Annotated in this window: 16 protein-coding genes; 15 read left to right on the top strand and 1 reads right to left on the bottom strand. The window is 44.9% G+C overall.

The genetic code is table 11. The features are described 5' to 3' along the window. On the bottom strand, positions 1 to 633 hold the full coding sequence (locus tag JK130_RS08050) for a SatD family protein (RefSeq protein ID WP_218353802.1): 633 nt from the start codon (positions 631 to 633) through the stop codon (positions 1 to 3). A gap of 167 nt (positions 634 to 800) precedes the next feature. Between JK130_RS08050 and JK130_RS08045 the strand changes: the two genes are divergently transcribed. The 15 genes from JK130_RS08045 to JK130_RS07975 all read left to right on the top strand — a co-directional run bounded on the left by JK130_RS08045 (position 801) and on the right by JK130_RS07975 (position 24,169). After that, on the top strand, positions 801 to 2,030 hold the full coding sequence (locus JK130_RS08045) for a nucleoside recognition domain-containing protein (protein ID WP_218353828.1): 1,230 nt from the start codon (positions 801 to 803) through the stop codon (positions 2,028 to 2,030). Positions 2,031 to 2,115: 85 nt separating this feature from the next. Beyond that, positions 2,116 to 2,808, top strand: coding sequence for an SIMPL domain-containing protein (locus tag JK130_RS08040; protein ID WP_218353801.1), 693 nt, complete (start codon positions 2,116 to 2,118; stop codon positions 2,806 to 2,808). 20 nt (positions 2,809 to 2,828) lie between these two features. Next, complete coding sequence (locus JK130_RS08035) at positions 2,829 to 3,284, top strand: GAF domain-containing protein (RefSeq protein ID WP_246587732.1); 456 nt, start codon at positions 2,829 to 2,831, stop codon at positions 3,282 to 3,284. After that, complete coding sequence (locus JK130_RS08030) at positions 3,281 to 3,571, top strand: hypothetical protein (protein ID WP_218353800.1); 291 nt, start codon at positions 3,281 to 3,283, stop codon at positions 3,569 to 3,571. The genes JK130_RS08035 and JK130_RS08030 overlap by 4 nt, the downstream gene beginning before the upstream one ends. A 15-nt stretch (positions 3,572 to 3,586) precedes the next feature. Beyond that, complete coding sequence (proQ, locus tag JK130_RS08025) at positions 3,587 to 4,246, top strand: RNA chaperone ProQ (RefSeq protein WP_218353799.1); 660 nt, start codon at positions 3,587 to 3,589, stop codon at positions 4,244 to 4,246. 4 nt (positions 4,247 to 4,250) lie between these two features. After that, positions 4,251 to 6,302, top strand: a complete 2,052-nt coding sequence (prc, locus tag JK130_RS08020; RefSeq protein ID WP_218353798.1) for a carboxy terminal-processing peptidase — start codon at positions 4,251 to 4,253, stop codon at positions 6,300 to 6,302. Positions 6,303 to 6,391: 89 nt separating this feature from the next. Continuing rightward, positions 6,392 to 7,726: a sodium-dependent transporter gene (locus tag JK130_RS08015; RefSeq protein WP_218353797.1), complete on the top strand. Its 1,335-nt coding sequence runs from the start codon at positions 6,392 to 6,394 to the stop codon at positions 7,724 to 7,726. 20 nt (positions 7,727 to 7,746) lie between these two features. Then, positions 7,747 to 9,222, top strand: coding sequence for a Na+/H+ antiporter NhaC (gene nhaC / locus JK130_RS08010; protein WP_218353796.1), 1,476 nt, complete (start codon positions 7,747 to 7,749; stop codon positions 9,220 to 9,222). A gap of 16 nt (positions 9,223 to 9,238) precedes the next feature. Further along, entirely contained in the window at positions 9,239 to 11,848 is a 2,610-nt protein-coding gene (pepN, locus tag JK130_RS08005; protein WP_218353795.1) for an aminopeptidase N, read from the top strand. Next, positions 11,835 to 12,065, top strand: coding sequence for a DUF2835 family protein (locus JK130_RS08000; RefSeq protein WP_218353794.1), 231 nt, complete (start codon positions 11,835 to 11,837; stop codon positions 12,063 to 12,065). Before pepN ends, JK130_RS08000 begins: the two co-directional genes overlap by 14 nt. 200 nt (positions 12,066 to 12,265) lie before the next feature. Continuing rightward, on the top strand, positions 12,266 to 14,332 hold the full coding sequence (locus JK130_RS07995) for a DUF1302 domain-containing protein (protein WP_218353793.1): 2,067 nt from the start codon (positions 12,266 to 12,268) through the stop codon (positions 14,330 to 14,332). Positions 14,333 to 14,344: 12 nt separating this feature from the next. Further along, positions 14,345 to 15,712, top strand: a complete 1,368-nt coding sequence (locus JK130_RS07990) for a DUF1329 domain-containing protein (protein WP_218353792.1) — start codon at positions 14,345 to 14,347, stop codon at positions 15,710 to 15,712. Positions 15,713 to 15,775: 63 nt separating this feature from the next. Then, positions 15,776 to 16,810 carry a WD40/YVTN/BNR-like repeat-containing protein gene (locus JK130_RS07985; RefSeq protein WP_218353791.1) on the top strand — a complete coding sequence of 345 codons (1,035 nt, stop codon included), beginning with the start codon at positions 15,776 to 15,778 and terminating at the stop codon, positions 16,808 to 16,810. Positions 16,811 to 16,819: 9 nt separating this feature from the next. Then, the gene (locus JK130_RS07980) at positions 16,820 to 19,156 is read left to right on the top strand and encodes an efflux RND transporter permease subunit (RefSeq protein ID WP_218353790.1); all 2,337 of its coding nucleotides are present in this window, start codon (positions 16,820 to 16,822) and stop codon (positions 19,154 to 19,156) included. A gap of 174 nt (positions 19,157 to 19,330) precedes the next feature. Next, positions 19,331 to 24,169: an NAD-glutamate dehydrogenase gene (locus JK130_RS07975; RefSeq protein WP_218353789.1), complete on the top strand. Its 4,839-nt coding sequence runs from the start codon at positions 19,331 to 19,333 to the stop codon at positions 24,167 to 24,169. Positions 24,170 to 24,177 lie beyond the last annotated feature (8 nt).

Genomic DNA, 24,177 nt, shown 5'->3' with positions numbered 1-24,177 from the left:
TTAACCCTTATGCACTTCGCAACAGCTGGTTTTAGTAAAATGAATAAATTCGGTGACGGTCTCAGCACCCGCGGCCCGTAGTCGTTCACTGATATTTTGTCTTGATGTCCCTAGTGCAGAAGCTAACTGCTGATGAGTAGGGCATTGCTGCTCTAAATACAGATACAATAATTCACATTGCCCGGCGGTCAGCCGGTTCAAAATATAACTTTGCTGAGAACATAGTACCTTAAGAGCAGTATTATATTGGCTGTCTTGTATTTCAATTGACAACTGTGCGCCGCGAAGTGTGTCCAGCGTTCGTCCTGACCGTATATAGACAGGACCGGTATTTTCTCCGGGATCCTCACCTTCAATCGAACCCATGCCGCAAGCGCCTGCCAGTGCACACTGAATCACCGGTGCCTGGGTACCCGCTGCCAGCCACAATTTTATTTTAAGCATAATGGTGGCTATTTGACTGTACTGCGTTGTGACAAGCTGAAAACCATCGCCCCGATAAACAGCAAAAATTCCGCTATATTCGGTCGCTATTTGGGTCAGGTATTTTTTTAATGCATCAACGGTAGTTCGGTAATCGTGTTTATTCAGTTGAGTTGAATTGACAAGATCGCCAGTAATCACAGCTATCATTACGTCTTCCTCGGTATGCAGGTGTCAGGTGTTGCATCACAGTAAGCAAGCCTATAAGGTTGCATAGGCAAAGGCAAGCTGTAATGGTTGCCTTTTTAGGAATTAGATGCGTGAAAATTGGAGCAGATTTGTTACACTGCGAAAATACATCGATTCTACAAGCAGTTATGATTCACCGAATTTGGCTTTCTTTTATACTTATTGCCTTTGCAACGACATGCTATCAGGCTTTTTGGCATGGCTCGGTTGGAGGTTTTGAAGCCGTAATGGCCGCCACTACCAGCATGGCACAGCTCAGTGTCGACATTGCTCTGGGTCTTATCGGCGTATTGGCCTTTTGGCTGGGGATATTTGAGATTGCAGAACGCTCGGGGTTAGTTGATAAACTTGCCCGTATATTATCACCTTTATTACGTAGAATTATGCCCGATATTCCGGCTCATCATCCGGCGTTAGGCAGTATTACTATGAATATGTCAGCAAATATACTGGGGCTGGACAACGCAGCGACACCGTTCGGGATTAAAGCTATGCAAGATATGCAAAGCCTAAACCCGGAAAAATCAATAATTTCCAATAGCCAAATTATGTTTTTGGTTCTCAATACATCGTCGGTTACCTTATTTCCTATTGCTGTGTTTTTGTACCGGGCAGAGCAGGGCGCCGCCCAACCAACCGATGTATTTATTCCAATATTGCTTGCCACAAGTGCTTCAACACTTTGTGGACTGCTGATTACCGCATTAGTGCAAAAAATTAATCTATTCGAGCGGGTAGTGCTACTTTATATAGCCGGTGCGTTTGCAATGCTCGCTGCTGTCGTCGTCTACTTTTCAACACTAGCGGCCACAGAATTAGCGCAACAATCGTCGATAACAGCAAACTTTTTGTTGCTGACATTTATTGTAGTGGTACTGATAAGCGGGCACCGCAAGGGGCTGAATACCTACGATTTATTTATTGAAGGAGCAAAAAAAGGATTCAACGTCGCGGTATCGCTGATTCCTTTTTTGCTGGCTATGCTAATAGCAATTGGAATGCTAAGAGCAAGCGGCGTGTTAGATGCTCTGGCCCAGGGGGTAAGCTCACTCGTTGCGTTTCTGGGCTTCGATACACGATTTGTTGAAGCATTGCCTACTGCATTAATGAAGCCCCTATCAGGAAGCGGAGCCCGAGCCTTAATGATAGAAACAATGCAGTATCAGGGCGCAGATTCATTCGCGGGGCGGTTGGCCTCAGTTTTACAAGGGTCAACCGAAACCACATTTTATGTTCTGGCGGTGTATCTGGGGGCGGTCGGGATAAAATACGCAAGACATGCCGTGATTTGCTGCCTGGCGGCAGATGCAGCCGGTATAATAGCGGCTATATCAGTAAGCTATTGGTTCTTCGGCTAACTATTATTTTGAATTTGTTCATCTTAAATTCAGCAGCGAACTTCCATAGTAACGTCTAACCTATTAGTAATTGCAGGATTAACCTATGAAAGCACGCACTATAATATGCATGATGTTACTTATCATTGCTCCGGGAGCATTAGCGCAGGATTCGTCATCAAAAACAAATATTATTCAGGTCACCGGAACCGGAAACGTCGCCATTGTCCCTAATGCTTTTACGGTTACTTTTGTGCTGGAACAAAAGGGACTGACAATAACAAAATTAAACAGTCAGCTTCAAAATGACCTTACCCAGCTCACCGAATTTTTGTTAAAGCATAATGTGTCTGAAAAGAATATTCAGTCTATGCAAATCCGCCTACACCAGCGCTACGAGTCAGGTCCAGAGGGGCGGGTAGAAAATGGCTATGTATTGAGCCGTGAGGTTACGATAACGCACAATAAAATTGACGAATATGACAGACTCATTGATGGCGCTTTAAAACGCGGTGTGACAAAAATCAATCGATTTGAACTTATCGCCTCAGATCCACAAAAAGCGTATGAAAAAGCCTTGATAAATGCGGTAAGTGACGCAAAATCTAAGGCAGCGCTGTTAGCGAGTCAACTTGGTGTGAAAATAGGCCAGGTTACACATATAAGTGAAGGGTACACAGGCAATACCATGCCAGAAAACCGTGTCGCAATGGCAATGAATGATGCAGCTGGTAACAACTTTCCAGGCCAGCAGCAGCTAGAGGCGACGGTGAATGCAACCTTCACATTAATTCAGTAAATATTTAGCGGAGAAAAACTTTGTCAAACGCGTTTTATCAGCGGCTGGAACAACAGAGCCGGGCTTTGTTAAGCGGAGAGTCCGACACTATAGCAAACATGGCCAATCTGAGTGCGCTGCTTTTTAATGAGTTAGCTGACGTAAACTGGGCCGGCTTTTATCTTTATAAAGAAGAGCAGTTAGTTTTAGGTCCATTTCAAGGGCGCCCGGCGTGTATTCGAATTGCCATGGGGCAGGGAGTTTGCGGCACCGCTGCGGCCGAAAAAACCGTGCAGCGTATAAGCGATGTTCACGAATTCGCAGGGCACATAGCCTGCGACGTGGCTTCAAACTCAGAAATTGTAATACCTATTGTTATCAATAATACATTATTAGGGGTACTTGACATAGACAGCCCCAAGTATGGGCGCTTTAGCGAAGAAGATGAACAGGGTTTAATACGCATTGTAGACGCGTTTATCGAGACCCAACTATGAAAGACAATGTTGATATACATGTGGTACTGGCAACCAGCAGTGACATGGACGAGCGTCATGATGATCAGGAAGAGGCTGCAGAACGTTTAAATTTCATACTTCATGCAATGTACGACAAAGCTGATGAAGATATAGAAACGGAGCGACTTGAACGAATTTTGCACTACACATGGGAGCAATGGCAACAAAATAGCAGTTTATTAGAGATTGAGGACGACGAATTGCTGGATTGGGTTGACCACACGCTAGCAACTTGGGATGATGCGGATAATTCGGAATTTTACTAACTAGCGTTAAATTTAATGGAAGCACCAGAGAAATTTTCTAACAGCAAAGAAGTCATCGCTTATCTTGCCGAGCGTTTTCCTAACTGTTTTTCTACCCAGGGCGAGGCCCGCCCGCTGAAAATTGGCATATTTCAGGAATTGGCTGAACGACTTGAAGATGACGAGCGGGTAAGTAAAACCCTGTTACGTTCAACCTTACGTCATTACACTAACAGCTGGCGTTATTTGCATAGCATCAAAGAAGGCGCGTACCGTGTCGATCTTGATGGTAATCAGGATGCTCAAATCGAAAAAGAGCACGCTGATCACGCAAAAATGCAACTAGAAGAAAGCAAAGCTAAAGCAGCAGAAAAGCGTAAGGCCCGTCAGCCTCGTGAAGGTGACAAGCCACGTCCAACGCGTCGTCCCCCGCCCAAAGCAAATGGTGACAAGCGTCGTGATGAAACAAATAAAGGAACTAAACCGAAAACTGACAGACCAACCAGAACCCCACCAGCAAAATTGTCGGAAGGTGATCTGCAAACGGGTACTAAAGTAACGGTGAAACTAGGTAAGGCACCAATGCCTGCCGTAATAACCGAAGTTGCCAAAGACGGTATACATGTTCAGCTAGACAGCGGCATGGTCGTGAAAGTAAATTCCGACGCTCTACGTTTGGCAAGTTCCAAGAGGTAGTAAAATGAAAGATATCCTTCGTATTTCCATTGCCAGCGCATTTCTGACTCTTGGAGTTGGCGCCGGCGCTGTGACCACCACTGCTGAAGTTGATGAACTTCCTATATTGCAGCAAGAATCACAGCATAGTGTTGCAGCTAAGCGGGTAAGCGCATTATTTACCCGGGCTCACTACAAGGAAATTTCGTTGGATAACGCGCTTTCAGAGCAAGTATTTAACCGTTATCTGAAAGCGCTGGACAATAACAAACAGGTGCTGCTCAAATCTGATGTTCAACAGTTTGACCGTTACCGTGACGATTTTGACGAAGCATTGTCTCGTGGCAATCTGAAGGTTGCTTACGATATTTTCAATCAAACATCTGAACGCCGGATGCAGCGTTTTGAGTACGCGCTGACTTTATTAGAAAAACCGTTTGATTTTGAAAAAACAGACGATAAATTTTACTACGATCGTGAAGATGCTTCATGGGCGACAAGTAAGGAAGAATTAGATGAGATTTGGCGCCAGCGGGTTAAATATGATGCGTTGAATCTTATTTTAGCCGACAAAACCTGGGAAGAAGCCAAAGATCTTCTGACCAAACGGTATAACCGCGCTATCAAACGACTTAAGCAGACCCAAAGTGAAGATGTATTTCAAACGGTAATGAATTCGTTTGCCCGTACTATTGAAGCACATACCAGCTATCTTTCTCCCCGCAACGCCGACCGCTTTCAAATGGAAATGAATCTTTCTTTTGAAGGTATTGGCGCGGTATTACAAAGTGAAGAAGATTTTACGGTAATAAAGAGCATAGTGCCTGGTGGTCCGGCCGATAAATCAAAAGCGTTAAAACCCGAAGATAAAATTATAGGGGTGGCTCAGGACGATGAAGAATTTATCGATGTTGTAGGCTGGCGGTTAGATGAAGTGGTTGAGCTGATCAAAGGCCCTAAAGGCTCTACAGTAAGACTACAGGTCCAAAAGGGTGCCACTGAAAGTAAATCTATGTCAGTGGTTAGTTTGACCCGGGACAAAATAAAGCTTGAAGATCGCGCTGCAAAATCTGAAGTTTATGTACCCGACACCGGAGCTCATCAGGGCGAAAAGCTGGGCATAATTACTATCCCCAGTTTTTACAACAACCTCCATGCAGATGTAAACAAAGAAATTGATAAACTTAATGCGCAGAATGTAAAAGGTATCATTGTTGATTTACGCGGCAACGGCGGTGGTTCGCTTACGGAAGCAACGTTGCTAACCGGGCTGTTTATTGAAAAAGGCCCGGTGGTACAAATACGCTACGGTGAAGGTAAAGTAAGCGTGAACCGTGACACCGACAGTAATGTTGCTTACGATGGACCGCTAACGGTTCTGGTTGACCGCTACAGCGCTTCGGCCTCTGAGATTTTTGCCGCAGCTATGCAAGATTATAATCGGGCGCTTATTATAGGTGAGCAAACTTTTGGTAAAGGCACGGTTCAGCAGCATCGCGGTTTAGGTCGAATTTACGACTTGTACGAAAACCCGTTAGGCAGCGTGCAGTTTACCATTGCAAAATTCTATCGAATCAATGGTGGAAGCACCCAGCATAAAGGTGTCGTACCAGATATCCTTTATCCTTCACCCATAGATCCAGCAGAATGGGGCGAAAGTCAGGAAGAATCGGCATTGCCTTATGACAGCATTGAGCGTGCGAATTACGCCACATTTGCCGATGGCCAGAATGCATTAGACGTACTAACGGCTAAACACAATAAACGCATAATGCAAGATCCTGAGTTTAGTTATATCTACGAAGATATTGATGAATACAAAGAGAAAAAAGCCCGCGACTTTATCTCTTTGGTAGAGTCAGAGCGTCTGGCTGAAAAAGAAGAGCTTGAGCAGCGCGAACTAACTCGGGTTAACGAACGCCTGGCAAGAATGGGCGAAGAGCCTGTTAAAAAGGTTGATGACTTATCGGAAGAAATTGAAGAAGAATTGGATGAGGTCGACCCGTTCTTAAAAGAAGCGGCTAATATCACCTACGACATGCTAAATACTGGCAAGTATGCGATACATAATAAATAATAAAAAATTGTGAAAAAGGCTGGTGCTGAGCCAGCCTTTTTTGCATGTGAAGCACACCAACGACAACAATAATAAGCAGGAACACACACATGGCTATGCGCGGTGAATTTTCTTCCCGTATCGGCTTTATACTGGCTGCTGCAGGTTCTGCAGTAGGTTTAGGGAACATCTGGGGATTTCCTACCCAGGTAGCCAGTAACGGCGGAGCGGCGTTTGTATTAGTTTATCTACTTCTGGCTTTTGTACTGGCATACCCTGTACTAATGGCCGAACTCATTATTGGCCGGGCAAATCGCTCAAACATGGTCGATGCACTAGGAAAAATCTCCAATAATTTTTCAGGTCGCCTTACGGGCATTTGGGGCTGTGTTACGGTTTCACTGATTTTGGCATTTTACGCCATCGTCGGGGGCTGGATGCTGGCTTACTTTGCTGATGCCGGCGCTAATTTAGTCGGCGCAGAAGCGGCTTCAAACTGGCTACTTACGTTTTCAGATACCCGCAATATAATCTTTTGTGCTGCTTTTATGATGATCAATTCTTTCATCGTATTGGGGGGTGTAAGAGGAGGTATAGAAAAATGGTCAGTACGGCTTATGCCGACGCTGGTCATTATTATTTTGGCGTTAATTGTTTATGTGAGTTTTCAGCCCGGCGCTTTAGAAGGTTGGAGTGCTTATTTGGTGCCTGACTTTTCGCGCGTGTTTGAGCCCGATTTATTAATAAGCGCTATGGGCCAGGCATTTTTCTCAATGTCTTTAGGCGTAGGGACCATGCTGGTATACGGTTCTTATGTATCAAAACAGGAAAACCTTCCTGTTATTGGCGCCTCCGTTGCCCTGGTTGATATAGGGGTGGCTATTATTGCCGGTATGTTGATTATTCCGGCGATGTACGTGGCGCTGAATAATGGGGTTGAAATTTTTGCTGCCGACGGTGCTCTGATTGCTGGCGACAAACTTATTTTTACGGTATTGCCCGCTTTGTTCGATACCATTGGTAGTGTTGGCTTATTTGTAGCTCTGGCATTTTTCGCGCTGATGGTTATTGCTGCAGTAACATCGTCTATTTCTATGCTTGAAGTTCCGGTGGCCTATTTAGTTGAAAGCCGTGGGTTAGTGCGTAAAAAAGCCGTATGGGTAATGACGGCGATTATTTTCACCTGTAGCTGCATTATTATATTTAACTTTGATGTGTTGTTCTCTTTGGTTATCACTGCAACTACACAGTGGAGTCAACCGCTATTAGGTTTAGTATTGTGTATTTTTGCGGGCTGGGTATGGCGACGCGACGCAATATTAACTGAGTTAAAGTCTGGCAATCCGGATGTGGAATCTGGCTGGTTCTGGAAAATCTGGCCCTGGTATGTTCGGTTTGTATGCCCTGTGATCATTGCGATAATGTTTGTCCGCTCTGTGATGTAAGAGGATAATAAATAATAATTATGAAAAAAAACTCTATTAAAACTCCCTCGCTAACTGATGCGCTGATACCCATTATCGCCCTGGTTATTATGATGGGGTCAGCGGTATATCTTTATGGTGATAGCTCATCATTTGGTCCTAACCAGATAGCTTTATTACTGGGCGCGGGTCTGGCTGCTATTATCGGTATGAAGAATGGGCACAAATGGAAGGATATTGAACAAGGCATTGTCAATGGCATTTCAATGTCGCTGGGTGCGTGTCTGATTTTACTTGCCGTTGGTGCATTAATTGGTACCTGGATGCTTGCCGGTACGGTGCCCACCCTGATTTATTACGGTTTAGATTTGTTAAATCCTTCATTTTTTTATGCCGCAACCTGTTTAATTTGCGCTGTTGTGGCCATGAGCATAGGCAGCTCCTGGACCACGGCGGCGACCGTCGGTGTTGCGCTGCTAGGGGTGTCGTCGGGAATGGGCATGTCTGCGGCCATCACCGCGGGGGCAGTTGTTTCAGGATCGTACTTTGGCGACAAAATATCGCCCCTTTCTGAAACCACTAACTTAGCGCCTGCAGTGGCAGGAACGGACTTGTTTGAACATATTCGCTATATGCTTTGGACTACTATACCCAGCTTTGTTATTGCCGTTATCTTGTTTGTATTTTTAGGTTTTAGCGAAACCGGCATGGAAAAAGTAGAACGTATTGAGCAAATGCAGGTATTGCTGAGTGAGTCGTTCGAGCTCGGCTGGCATATGCTGGTTCCGTTGATTTTACTGCTTACTCTGGCGGTTAGAAAGATGCCTGCTTTTCCGGCGGTGTCTATTGGTGCGTTAGTCGGTGCCTTGTGGGCAGTCTTGTTTCAGCAAGATGTGGTGTTGTCGATGGCCAACCCGGATGACTCTGCTGCTATCGGTGTACTAAAAACCGTATGGACCTCTATGTATGACGGCGTGTCATTTTCAACCCCTGACGAAAATCTCAATAGCCTGTTAAGTCGCGGTGGAATGTCGTCGATGCTAAACACCATTTGGCTGATAATTTGCGCGATGTCTTTTGGCGCGGTATTAGAAAAAGTTGGCTTATTAAAACGAGCGGTCAGTACTATTTTACATGGCGCTAAGTCTGCCGGCGATATGATAAGCCGAACCATTCTCACCTGTTTAGGTTCTAACCTGGTTACCGCAGACCAATACATCTCTATCGTTATGCCCGGGCGTATGTATAAAGAAGAGTATGAAAAACGCGGCTTACATCAGCTTAATTTATCAAGAAGCTTAGAAGACGGTGCCACATTAACGTCGCCACTCATCCCGTGGAATACGTGTGGAGCGTATATGCACGGCGTATTGGGCGTGAATCCATTTGACTATATTTTTTACACCTTCTTCAACGTTATCAATCCTTTCCTGGCGGTTATTTACGCCTACGTAGGAATAAAAATTCTTAGAATCGAGCCTCCTTTTGAAACGGACGCAAAGGAGTCTGACGCTTAACATCCCTGGAGGATAAATGAGCTTACAAGCAAAAAAACGGGCGGATTATCAGCCGCCCGCTTTCACTATTAATGATGTAAAGATGGAAGTGAAACTCCATCCAACATGCACGCGGGTCTTTAGTGAATATCAGGTAGAGCGTTGCGGCAATCATTCCTATCCGTTGCAGCTTGATGGTGACAATCTTAAGCTCAATTCGGTAACTGTTGATGGTCAGCCCTTTCAAGATTATGTTGAAACGCAGAGTCAGCTGACCCTCAATAATGTTCCTGACAATTTTACTCTGGCGTTTGAAACCGAAATTGACCCGGAGCATAATCAGGCGTTAGAAGGTCTTTACCTGTCAGCCGGAACCTACTGTACCCAATGTGAAGCAGAAGGTTTTCGCCGTATTACCTACTATCTTGACCGGCCTGATGTTTTAGCCCGTTTTGAAGTAACGCTTCATGGCGAAAAAGAAAAATACCCAATATTACTGTCAAACGGAAACCCGGTTGCGAAGGGCGATAACAACGATGGTACGCATTGGGTAACATGGCAAGATCCCCATCCCAAGCCGGCTTATCTGTTCGCTATGGTCGCGGGCGACTTCGATTTGCTCAAAGATACCTTTACCACCATGAGCGGTAAAGAAGTAAAATTGGAGCTATATGTAGATAAAGGTAAACAAGCCCAGGGAGCATTTGCTTTAGCGTCGTTGCAACGAGCAATGAAATGGGACGAAGAGACATTCGGGCTTGAATACGATCTTGATATCTACATGATTGTCGCGGTCGATTTTTTCAACATGGGCGCTATGGAAAACAAGGGCCTTAATATCTTCAACAGCAAATTTGTGTTAGCCGAACAACACAGTGCAACAGACGAAGACTTTTTTAATGTTGAATCAGTTATTGCCCACGAATATTTTCATAACTGGACCGGTAATCGGGTTACCTGTCGCGACTGGTTTCAGCTGAGCCTGAAAGAAGGCTTGACGGTATTTCGCGACCAGCAGTTCAGCGCCGACATGACTTCCCCCCTGAGCAATCGTATAAAACATGTCAGAGTGATGCGCGAACATCAGTTTGCTGAAGATGCCAGTGCCATGAGCCATCCTATCAGACCCGAAGAAGTGATAGAAATGAACAATTTCTACACCGTCACGGTCTATGATAAGGGCGCTGAAGTTATACGCATGTTCCACACGTTACTTGGCCCTGAAAAATTTCGGGAAGGTATCGATGAATATTTTCGCCGGCATGATGGTCAGGCCGTAACCTGTGATGATTTTGTGGCAGCAATGCAAAGTGTGACCAACCTTGATTTGGGACATTTTGCTTTATGGTATTCACAGTCAGGAACGCCTGTCATTAATGTTACAACATCGTTTGATGCTGACAATGGATTGATGGATATTACCTTTTCACAGCATACACCGCCTACAGCCGATCAAAAAGATAAGAGATCGTTATTTATGCCTGTGGCATTTGATTGCATTGATAGCCTCGGAAATCATTACACCGATGATGATGGGCAGGTCGAAAACGGTAAGTTTATTTTAGATACCGCCGCTAAAACCTTGCACTTCAGCAATGTTAAAGAAGCCCTTATTCCAGTAGTGTTAGGTAATTTTTCGGCTCCCGCGAAAGTTCATAATTCGTTAACTGCCAGCCAGTTATTAGCCGTTTTTAAATATGCTAACGACAGCTTTAATCGTTGGGATGCTTTGCAATCATTGTATGACTGGTGCATCAGTCAGTATGAAAGCAACCAACATGACACCGTCGATGAGTCTATTTGGCATGGGTTTGAACAGGTAATTGGCAACGAATCGAACAATCACGAACTGCTTGGAGAATGTTTGGTCATTCCTTCGTTCGAAACATTGTGTCAAAAACGCCAGCTGGTCGATGTCGCCTCGTTACACACGGCCAGAAACCAGTTCTGTGAAGACTTTGCTAAGCGTTTGCAGCACCCGCTGAAATCTTTGTTTGACAGCATTAATACCGGTGATTACGAATACAGCCAGCAGGCGATAAATGCCCGTCGCTGTCGTAATGTGGTTCTGAATCATCTTGCCTGTGCAGGTGATGCCGATGCCATGCTTAAGTCGCAGTTTGAAAATGCGGACAATATGACCGACTCGCTGGGGGTACTTAAGGCAGCGCAGGGGCATAGTCCAGCTCTTTTTGAGTCATTGATGTCACAGTTTGAACAGCGCTGGAATCAGGAACCTCTGGTTCTGGATAAGTGGTTTGGATTGCATGCTACTACTGAACGGCCTGATATTCTAAGTCAGCTAAGTATGCTTCAGCAGCACCCTCAATTTGCAAAGGGTAACCCTAACAGGGTAAGAGCGGTAATGGGCAGTTTTGCCTTTTTCAATACCGCTGGTTTTCATGCTGAGGATGGCGGCGGGTATCAATTTGTAACCGATTATCTGCTTGAGCTGGATGCCGTGAATCCGCAGGTAGCTGCACGTATAGTTACACCACTAACGCAGTGGCACAATTATGCACCCGAGTACCAGCTGCGGATGAAAACACAATTACAGCGAATCGCCGAACATAAAAATCTTAGTCGCGATTTATACGAAAAAGTCAGTAAAAGTTTGGCGTATTCTGTAACCAGTGAGCAACAATAAGTTTTACTATTTTTCATTAGGCCTGAATTATAAAGAGTGTGAACGTTTATATCAGGCCGGTTTTCTGCATGTTGTGGTGGCGGCTGAAAGTGGCCATCGGGTGCAGCTACCTATCGATCGGCTCAGGCCCTTCGTCACCCCATCGGGGTTACAGGGCCGATTTAAGCTAACCACAAACAGCACCAATAAAATTCTTACCTTTGAGCGTATTTCTTAATTTTATGATGCGCTTAGTCCGCTTTATATCAACTATTTATTTTAATCTATTAACTAATTGAATAGTCATAGTATTACCAAATTGTTAACTGGTACGATTTGTTCTTGCGATTATTTCAAAATGATGTAATTATTTTGTTAATCGCTATGGGTGGCTTACGGATCTGCACCACCAATACGTTAACCTGGAGAATAAGAACTATGATAACAAGGCAATGCGCATTTAAAAAATCCCCCGTGGCAGCTGGGGTCATTGCTTTACTGGGTGTCGCATCGACGTCGGTAAGCGCGGCCAATTGGCAAGTGGGTGAAGCAAGCATCACGCTGGACTCTACATTCACGCTGGCCACAAGTATCCGCGTTGAAGACCGCGACTATAGTCTGATAGGCAACAGTAACCATCCGCAATTTGATTGGACCGGTTACAACGCCGCTACCAATGTTATCTATCCAAGTGCAGATGTATGGGCGCTGTCAGGTGATGGAGCATATTCAGCCAATGGTGATTTGGGTAATTTGGCCCACGATCCCGGCGAAGCTTTTTCATCACAAATAGCGGGCAACCATGAGCTAGACATTAACTTTGGTGATTACGGCTTTTTCGCCAGAGGCTTTTGGTTTTACGACTTTGAGCAAGAAAACGGAACCTCAGCGTGGGCAAACCCGATAACCGGTGAGCATCGCGATCTTTGTCAGGACTCAGAGGCCAAAGACCTGTTGTGTGCTGACATTCGTCTGCTTGATGCATTCTTCTACGGCGATTGGTGGGTAGGTAACAAACCGCTTACTGTGCGGGTAGGCCAACAAGTGATCAGCTGGGGTGAAAGTACGTTTATTCAACATGGTATAAACACTACCAACCCGGTTGATGTTACCCGTGCTCGCGCTCCCGGAGCCGAATTAAAAGAAGTCTTTATACCAGTAGGAATGGTTTATGCCTCGCTAGGCTTAACCCAGGACTTTAGTATTTCTGGCTACTATCAGTATGAATGGGAACGTAGTTGGTTACCTGTTGCCGGAAGTTACTTTGCGGGTAACGATTTTGCGGGCGAGGGCGGCCAGTTTAGTAATGTACAACTGGGCTTTACCGGTAATCCGGACATTAACCTGCAAACGTTGCTGACTCAGCTTAACGATTTGGGCGCCGCGTTAGGCGCGGGCGCAGACCCAGCCCAAATTTCTCAGGCTTATCTTGCTTACCCCACCAAAGTGGCTGTTCGCGGTTATTCTGATGCGGCGCATCAGGATGCCGATGACCAAGGTCAGTATGGTTTACGATTTACCTGGTTTGCAGAAAACCTGAACGAAACCGAATTTAGTTTTTATCATATAAATTATCACAGTCAGCGGCCGCTGGTTTCAGGTATCACTTCAGACTTTACTGCTGAAGGTATTGCACAAGACATCGCCTTTTTGGCCCAAAATCAAATTACCCGAGACAATATTACTCAGTTAGAAGCATTTACAGAAACTCAGTTTTTGTATCCTGAAGACATAAAATTATACGGAATGAGCTTCAATACAAACGTCGGGACTACAGCCTTAGCAGGTGAGTTTGCCTACCGTGTAGATGAACCTTTACAAATTGATGATGTTGAGTTGCTGTATCAGGCTATGCCTGAGCAATTAGCTAACGCAGGTCTGCGTCCAGATTTGGCTGGTATCTCGCAGTTAAAGAACATTGGTCGCGACGTAGGCCCGGGTGAGTCTGCAGAAGGATTTTTGTTGTCAGACACCTGGCAGGCGCAGTTTACGGTTTCTCATGTCTTTGGTCCTAAATTTGGCTCGGATAACTTTGTCCTGTTGGGTGAAGTTGGCTATGTCAATATTGTCGACTTCCCAGACCCTGATGTTATTCGTTTAAATGCACCAGGCACCGCCAGAACACCATCACTTGAGCCAACGGCTTCAGGTAACCCGCGCCCCGGATTACATGAAGGACTTTCTGATGGTCCTGAAACAAACCCGTTTGCAACCGACGATGCCTGGGGCTATCGCCTTCTGGCGGTAGCAGATTACAACAACATTATGGCCGGCGTGAATATGCGTATGCGCGCTACATTCTCACACGATGTTGACGGCACAACCCCGGACCCTTTGTTTCTTTTCACCGAAGATACAAAGTCGGCGAACCTTTCATTCACCTTTGATTACCTGAGCAGATGGTCGGCAACGGCTTCTTACAGCGCGTTTTGGGATGGCATAGGTACTACCAATGCATTAGCAGACCGCGACTTTGTTTCGTTTAATATCAAGTATTCAATTTAAGGGACATTTATTATGATGAAAAAAATTACCCTAATTGCGGCAGCGGTTTCGTTGTCGGTAGCCAGCAGCTGCGCTTTTGCGAAGATATCCGAAGAAGAGGCTCACAAACTCGGCAATGAACTTACGCCCTTAGGAGGCGAAAAAGCTGCCAATGCTGATGGCAGTATTCCAGCATGGAATGGTGGTATTACGACCTTACCAGAAGGATACTCTGAAGGAGATCACCATCCGGATCCGTTCCCGGGTGATACAGTTAAGTTCACTATTACTGCTGATAATTACAAAGAGTACGCCGAGTTTTTATCAGAAGGACAGCAAAAGCTATTTGAAGCTTACCCTGAAACCTATGAGATGCCGGTTTATCAAAGTCGTCGTTCTGCCTCAAACCCGCAGGAAGTGTATGCCGCGACTAAGAAAAACGCGATGCAGGCCGAGCTTATCGAAGGTGGAAATGGCCTGAAAGGTGCGGTATTGGGTGTTCCATTCCCTGTTCCTGAAAACGGCCTTGAGGCAATCTGGAACCATATTTTACGCTACCGGGGTGAAGCCGTTCAGCGATATGGTGGTCAGGCAGCCGTAACCTCATCGGGCGATTACAACGTTATTGGGTTTGATGAACAGCTGCTTATTCAGTACGCCAAAGAGGGCATGACCCCAGAAGAGCTAATGGATGATAATATCCTGTTTATGTTCAAACAAAAGGTAACCAAACCAGCACGACTCGCGGGTACGGCTTTGTTAGTACATGAAACCGTAGACCAAATCAAAGAGCCGCGCCGTGCATGGACTTATAACACAGGGCAGCGACGCGTTCGGGCTGCACCAAATATTGCTTATGATACCCCAGGAACCGCCGCCGATGGTTTGAGAACCACCGACGATTTCGATATGTTCAATGGTTCGCCTAATCGCTATAACTGGGAGCTGAAGGGCAAAAAAGAGATGTACATTGCCTACAACAATTATAAGTTGCACAGCAATGACATTGGCTATGATGATATATTGAAGCCCAATCATATTAACCCTGAACTAACCCGTTGGGAAAAACACCGTGTTTGGGTGGTAGAAGCCACTTTGAAAGAGGGCTTTCGTCACGTCTACCAAAAGCGGGTATTCTTTTTAGATGAAGACAGCTGGCAGATTCAGGTTGCCGATATGTATGATAACCGTGGTGAGTTATACCGTGTGGGTATTGCTTACGGGGTTAACTATTACGACGTACCGACACAGTGGTCAACCCTTGATGTTTATCATGATTTGAACTCACGCCGCTATCTGGCTATTGGCCTGGACAACGAAGAGCAAATTTATAACTTTTCGATTCGTCCCAGAGATGTAGAGTTTACTCCTCAGGCCCTTCGTCGCGAAGGCAAGCGTTAATCTCACCCCAGGGCGAAGCTATCTGGCTTCGCCTTCGTTATTTTTTATCTTCAGGATTGTTTTATGAAAACACCTCTGGCAGCTTTTGCTGCACTGGCATTTAGTGCTTGTGTATGCGCTCAGACAGCTTATCAGGCCCCCCTGGTTGAACAATCGTTGCTTTTAGATATTACTGCGGGCGAAACCCTGGTAATAGTTGGAGAGCGGGGCCATATATTAACATCTTCAGATGGACAAGAGTTTAAGCAGGCTGAAGTGCCATCTACTGCGACTCTAACCGCTGTTACCATGGTAGATGACCAGGCATGGGCAGTAGGCCATGATGCAACTATTTTGCATTCAGATAATAAGGGCAAAACCTGGCGGGTTCAATTTTCTAATCCTAAATTAGAGCGCCCCTTTTTAGATGTACATTTTTTTGACAAACAGCACGGCATTGCGGTGGGTGCCTATGGTATGTTCTATCGTACTAAAGATGGCGGAGAACACTGGCAGGCTGAGTTACACGCCTCTTTGCTAGACCCTTATGATCGTGAATACCTTGAAGAAATACGTGAAGAAGATGAAGAATTTTACAAGCAGGAGTTAAACTCAATACTGCCGCATCTCAATCGAATTTCGCAACATGAACAAAAACTCTATCTTGCCGGAGAAGCGGGTACGCTTGCTTTGAGTGAGGATATGGGTAAGACGTGGCAGCGATACACCGTCGACTATACCGGTTCGTTTTTTGATATTGCAGCGCTTGACTCAGATACCCTTATGGCGGTGGGTTTGCGAGGTAATATTTTTGTTATGCAGAATAATGAAAACTGGGAATATATAAAAACCTGTTCCACCAGTACATTGAATTCTATACTGCCGATAGATAAGCAGCAGGTTGCAGCATTAGGGAACAACGGCATTGTGGTTACTATGCAAAGACCGTTTACTGTTAGTCAGCATGATCCCTACGCTCGTGAACAAGACTGTAGTGCCGGCAAAAATGTAAAAGTACATCAAATTGACGACAAAGCCGCTATTGTAAATGCAACTCAGTTTGATAAAAAAGTGTTGGCCGTTTCGGCAAATGGAATTAAGACCCTTAAATTAGAATAAGAAGTTATTATGTCGCGTATTACCCAATTTCTTGAACGGCTAATTTTCACCCATCGAATTGCTGTTATTCTATTGTTTGCCGTAGCCACCTTGTTTCTTGGCTACCAGGCCTCGTTACTAAAGCTGGATGCGGGATTTGAAAAAAACATTCCGCTTAATCATGAATACATGCAAACCTATATGGCCCACCGCAACGATTTTGGCGGTGCAAATAGTGTTTATGTGTCTGTATGTGATAAACAAGGCAATATTTTCAACCCAGAGTTTTTTGATACATTAAAAGACGTTCATGACCAATTATTTTTTATTAATGGGGTAGACCGTTCGTTAGTAGTATCGCTTTTTTCTCCCTCAACACGTTTTACTGAGATAGTAGAAGGTGGATTTGCTGGCGGCCCGGTTATTCCAGCAGATTTTGACTCCAAAAATCCCCAGGCGCTGGAAAAGGTAGCCGCTAACATTGAAAAAGCAAATATAGTTGGTCGCCAGGTAGCAAATGACTACAGCTGTTCGATGGTTACTGCCCAGCTTTTAGACCTAAACCCTGAAACGGGGGAGCCTCTTGATACATTAGCGTTAGCAGCGCAGTTAGAAAAACAGCTTCGCCAGCAATTTGAAAACGACAGTATCTCAATTCATGTCATTGGTTTTGCCAAAATGATAGGCGATGTCGCCGAAGGCGCGAAAGACGTCGTGCTATTTTTTGCACTGGCATTGGCAATTACCGCCGTAATGGTGTTTTTCTTTTCTCGTAACTTAATGCTGACTATTTTGCCTTTAACATGCTCGTTTATTGCAGTGGTATGGCAACTAGGGCTACTCACCGTAATGGGCTTTGGCATTGACCCAATGTCTATTCTGGTGCCATTTTTGGTCTTTGCCATTGGGGTATCGCACGGTGTGCAAATGATTAATGCGGTTGAGAAAAAAGCCGTATCAGGGGCCGGGGCGAAACACGCCGCGATGTTCGCTTTCAGAAGCTTACTGATACCCGGCGGTATTGCACTGTTATCTGATACCGTAGGCTTTATGACGCTACTGGTTATCGATATAGGCATTATTCGTGAACTGGCGATAACAGCCAGTATGGGTGTGGCAGTTATTATTCTGACCAACCTTATATTACTGCCTGTACTGATGAGTTACCTAAAGCTTGATCAGAAATATGTCGCAAAATTTAAGGGAAAAGAAGCCCATTCTGTTCGTTTTTGGCAATGGGTGGCAGGATGTTCTCAGAAAACGCCGGCTATGGTTATTTTGTTGGTCACCGCATTGTTGCTGGTTTTTGGGCTGTATCAGTCGCAACAGATGAAAATAGGAGACTTACATGCAGGTGCCCCCGCGCTGCATGAGTCTTCAAGATACAATCAAGATACCTTTTTGATTACCGACCGATACGAAGTTACGGTTGATTATTTATCTGTGTTAGTAGAAACCACGCCTGAAGCCTGTACCTCTTATGATGTGATGAACGCCATGGACGGTTTTCAGTGGAAAATGCGTAACGTACCCGGTGTTCAGTCAACGGTTTCTCTGGCCTCGATTGCCAAGGTAGTTAATGCCGGTTACAACGAAGGTAATGTTAAATGGCAGGTACTTCCTCGTAATCAACAGACCCTTGTACAAGCCATTGCGCGTATCCCTACATCATCAGGTTTACTTAACGGTGATTGTTCGGTCATGCCTATTATCCTGTTTATGGAAGATCATAAAGCAGAAACAATCTCACGTGTGGTTGATGCAGTTAAGCAATACCGTGAGAGTTATGAAACTGACGATATGAAGTTCAGCCTGGCATCAGGACCGGTGGGTGTGATGGCGGCCACCAATGAGGCAGTAAAAGAAGCGCAAATACCTATGATGGCGTATGTATTTGGGGCTGTTATACTGCTGTGCCTGCTTAGTTTCCGTTCACTTCGTTCGACTTTATCTGTTGTCATTCCGCTGTATGTGGTTTCGGTACTGGCTCAGGCTCTCATGACATTTTTGGAAATTGGCTTAACAGTATCAACACTGCCTGTTATTGCATTGGGTGTAGGGATTGGAGTGGATTACGGCATTTATATCTTGTCGACCATGAATGCGCGCATAAAGCAGGGAGACAGTGTTCAGCAAGCGTATTTGACTGCATTACACGAACGCGGCAGTGCTGTGTTGTTCACAGGTATTACCCTGGCTATTGGTGTAAGTACCTGGGTATTCTCATCGCTTAAGTTTCAAATGGATATGGGCATTTTATTAACATTTATGTTTTTGGTGAACATGTTAGGTGCGATAATCGTACTACCGGCACTAGCTCGTATTTTATGGGCAAATCGAAATGAAGATAAGTCGCCCGACCAGTAAGATTTTTTTGCATAGGTAAACATGCAAAAGGGCCGTAAGGCCCTTTTTTATAGGTCTTTTTTGCATACTTATCTAAGCTGTTAACAAAGCGTTAAAACAGGGCTTTCATTTACCGTTGGTTTTAGCGAAAATGGTTAGGGTTTTTCCGCACTTACGTTAATTTAAGGTTTATTCATGACAGTCACCTCTAAGCGACACTCTGTACTACTGGACAATGTTTTCTCGCTAATTGATAAGAAGGTGGATGCAAAACAAAAGGCTCTGGTAAAACAGTTCGGTCAGCTTCTCTATAAAAATATCTCACATGAAGATCTGGAACACCGAAACGACAGCGACCTTTATGGCGCCACTTTAAGCTTATGGAATATTTTATACGATTTTGATAAAGACAAGCCGTACATCCGGGTCTTCAACCCTGAAATCTCAAAGCACGGCTGGCACTCAAGCCATACTATCGTGGAGATTGTGGTACGCGACATGCCATTTCTTGTGGATTCGGTTCGTATGTCGCTTAATCGCCAGAATATTACTGCTCATCTACTGCTACATAGTCCACTAAGCCTGGAACGTAACAAAAAAAATGAGCTTACCGGATTCAAAGACTCCGGACACAACAGCAAAAACAATGAGAAAGAAACGGTACTGTTTATAGAGATTGACCGTCAGACCAGCAAAAAAGATTTGGAAAACCTGACCAAAGAACTGCACTCGGTCGTCGATGAGGTGTCGCTGGCGGTCAATGACTGGCGCGAGATGGCAAGTCAGTTAAACGAAGTTCGCAGCAATATTGATGATTTGAATCTGCCTTGCGATAAAGACGATATCGATCAAACCCGACGCTTTCTTGACTGGTTAGCGGATCACAATTTCACTATGATGGGCTATCGCTATTACAGCGTCAAAGCTGTTGAAGGCGATCACCGCTGGATTCCAAACAATGACAGCAGCCTTGGTTTGATGAAAAACTCAATCAGCGAACGTGAGCGATTGTTGTCTAAGCTACCTGCCACTGCCCGCGATGAAGCCTTAAGCGACAACCCGTTAATGCTAACCAAAACCAACACGCGCTCGCGTGTGCATCGTCCGGCCTTTATGGATTATGTGGGCGTGAAAGCATTCAATAAAAATGGCCAGGTAATCGGTGAACACCGCTTTTTAGGTTTGTACTCTGCTTCTTTTTACAATGCGTCGGTAACACAGCTCCCCATTCTAAGTGACAAAATAAAGAAAATCTGCGATCTCAGCGGTTTTGAACCCGGCACACATGCTTATAAAGCGTTTGTTAATATTGTTGAAACCTACCCACGCGACGAGTTGTTACAAACGCCGGCTGAAGAATTAAACCAGATAGTTATGGGTATATTTCAGATGCAGGAGCGGGGAATTACCCGTTTATTTATCCGTAAAGATGTTTTTGGTCGATTTTTCTCATGTATGGTGTTTGTTCCGCGTGAACGCTACAACACACAGTTGCGAAAAGAAACACAGGCACTTCTGGAAAAATCTTTAGGCGCAACCGAAGAGGTAGAGTTTACTACTTTCTTCTCGGAGTCGGTGTATGCCAGAACGCACTATATTGCTCGCGTAGAAGACAACAATGCGGAATACGACGTGAAAGAAATTGAACAGAATATTATTGAGCTAACCAAGACGTGGAACGATCGGTTAGCATCATCTATCAGCCAGGCTTATGGTGAGGCCAACGGCAAGGCATTGGAGCGCAAGTATAATAATGCGTTCAGCCGCAGCTATATGGAACAGAACCTCCCCAGCGCCGCGATGATCGATATCGACAAGCTTGAAACGCTTGATGATGACCATAAATTAGATATGCTGTTTTATCGGCCGCAAGAAGAAGCAAAAGATAGCCAGGTCGTGAAGCTTAAGCTGTTCCATAGAGCAGAACCAATACATTTGTCAGATGTTCTGCCAATGCTGGAAAACTTTGGCTTGCGGGTTATCGATGAAAGTCCTTTCAAAATTACCTGTTCTGAAAATGAGTTGAACTGGGTAATGGATTTCACTATGTTGCACAAAGCAGGTGAAAAGCTTGATATGGACAAAGCGCAGACACTTTTTCAGGATGCGTTTGCCAAAGTTTGGGAAAATACCCTTGAAGATGATGCCTTCAACCGCTTAATTCTGGGCGCAGGCCTGACCGGACGTAAAGTGACAATACTTCGCGCCTACGCCAAATACATGCGTCAAACGGGTAGCTCGTTTAGCCGCGACTACATCGCTAATACCTTGTCGAATTATCCTCAAATTGCTAAAGACCTGGTCAGTTTTGTTGATACGCGTTTCAACCCCAAGAAAAAGCGGTCTCAGAAAAAAGAAGACAGTATTTTAGATAGCATAAAAGGGCAGTTGGATAATGTCAGTAATTTAGATGACGATCGTATTATCCGTCGTTATCTCGACATGATGATGGCGACGTTACGTACCAATTTTTATCAAAACGATGAGGAGGGTAATGAAAAGCCTTACGTCTCATTTAAAGTGGCGCCTGAACAGATTCCGGATATGCCCTTACCTTTGCCTAAATTTGAGATTTTTGTTTATTCTCCAAAAGTAGAGGGTGTTCACCTTCGTGGCGGCAAAGTGGCACGGGGTGGTTTGCGCTGGTCAGATCGCCAGGAAGATTTTCGTACCGAGATATTAGGTCTCGTTAAAGCTCAGCAAGTAAAAAATACAGTGATTGTACCGGTAGGAGCAAAAGGTGGCTTTGTTTGTAAACGCCTGCCAACTGAAGGCGGTCGGGATGCAATACTGGCAGAAGGTAAAAATTGTTACCGCACCTTTATACGTAGTTTACTGGATATCACCGATAACATCGTAAACGGTGAAGTCGTACCACCGGAAAATGTGGTTCGACTTGATGAAGATGATCCGTATCTGGTTGTGGCGGCCGACAAAGGAACCGCAACTTTCTCTGACATTGCCAACGGCATTTCTGAAGAATACAACTTTTGGATGGGCGACGCGTTTGCCTCAGGCGGTAGTGTTGGCTACGATCATAAAAAAATGGGCATTACGGCCCGCGGTGCATGGGAGTCGGTAAAACGGCATTTCCGCGAAATTGATATTGACTGCCAGACCACCGATTTTACCTGCGCCGGAATTGGCGATATGGCAGGAGATGTATTTGGTAATGGCATGTTGTTGTCAAAGCATATACGTCTTATCGCCGCATTTAACCATCTGCACATCTTTTTCGATCCCAATCCAGATGCTGCGTCGAGCTACAAAGAGCGTCAACGCTTGTTTGAAAACCCAAGCCTGAGCTGGGACGATTATGACAAAGAGCTGATTTCAAAAGGTGGCGGTGTATTTAGCCGGTCATCGAAGTCAATCAAGCTGACTCCTGAAATGAAAAAATGTCTGGGTACCCGCCAGATGACCATGACGCCCAATGAATTAGTCCACAATATTTTAAAGATGGAAGTAGACTTAATTTGGAATGGCGGCATAGGAACGTATGTTAAAAGCACCAAAGAGTCTGATGCTGAAGTTGGCGATCGCGCTAATGACGACCTACGTGTAAATGGTAAAGAGGTTCGGGCAAAAGTTATCGGTGAAGGTGGTAATCTGGGACTGACCCAATTAGGACGTATTGAATATGCGGCCAATGGTGGACGGGTTAATACTGACTTTATCGACAATGTGGGTGGGGTAGATTGTTCTGATAATGAAGTTAATATCAAAATATTACTTAATAACTTAGTTGCTAATGGCGATCTTACGCTAAAGCAACGAAACAAGCTGCTTCACGACATGACCGATGATGTTGCCCAATTGGTTATTGAAGATTGTTACCGTCAAACTCAGTCCATCTCTATTACCGAACGGGCTGGTGTATCAGCGCTAAAAGAACAGCTACGGTTTGTTCACGGCCTGGAGCGCGAAGGGCGCTTGAACCGTGAATTGGAGTTTATCCCTACCGACGATGAGATTTCTGATCGGGTTGCTGCCGACCGTGGTTTTACACGTCCAGAATTAAGTGTATTGATTGCTTACGGAAAAATGGTGCTTAAAGATGAGCTAGATATCCCGGCCATTACTCAAAATCCATATCACGAACAAATGCTTATCAATGCATTTCCGGAAGTGTTACGTGAACGATTTGCCGAACAAATGCAACAGCACCCGTTGCGTGGCGAAATTATAGCTACCAAGTTAACCAACTCCATGATTAATGACATGGGACTAAACTTTGTATTTCGCATGCAGGAAGAAACCGGCGCCTCTGTGGATGAAATTGCAGATGCTTACAGTATTGTAAAAGGCATATTCAATATTGGCCCGCTATGGGAAAAAATTGAAGATCTGGATAATCAGATTGATGCAGACCTGCAGCTACGGATGCTTGAAGAAGCTCGTCGTATTATGCGCCGGACAGCGCGTTGGTATATTCGTCACGGTAATAAATCACTGGGAATTCAGGAAGCCATTGATAGCTATCAAAGTACCTTTAAAGATTTGAGCAAAAATCTTGAAAATTATTTGGTCGATGACGAATACGCGATGTTGGAACGTCATACTAAAAAGCTTATTGATAAAGGGGTACCAGAAGACATCGCGCTACCGGTTGCTCGATTCTCTAATATTTTTTCTGCGCTGGATATTGCGCATATTGATGCCGATGACAAACGCGATACGCCGGTTATTGCTAAGCTGTATTTCCAATTGGGTAATCAGCTAGAGCTACATTGGTTCCTTGAACAAATTAATAATCAAGCGGTAAGCAATCATTGGCAGGCATTAGCAAGAGCTTCGTACCGCGAAGAACTGGACTGGCAACAACGCTCTATTACGGCTAATTTGCTGGCAAGCCGCCCCGATGTTAAAGACGCTGATGAAATACTGAGTGATTGGGTCGATAACAATCAGGCCTTACTGAAGCGCTGGTATCATATGATGTCAGAGTTCAAAACCAGCTCTGCGCACGAATTTGCGAAGTTTTCGGTCGCATTACGTGAATTGATGCTTTTAAGCGTGAAGTCTAACCATTAGAATAGACT

Source organism: Alteromonas lipotrueiana (assembly GCF_019249245.1).
In the GTDB taxonomy this organism is placed as follows: Bacteria; Pseudomonadota; Gammaproteobacteria; order Enterobacterales; family Alteromonadaceae; genus Alteromonas; species Alteromonas lipotrueiana.
The sequence above is the reverse complement of the archived record's forward strand: the minus strand, read 5'-3'. Positions and strand labels throughout refer to the sequence as shown.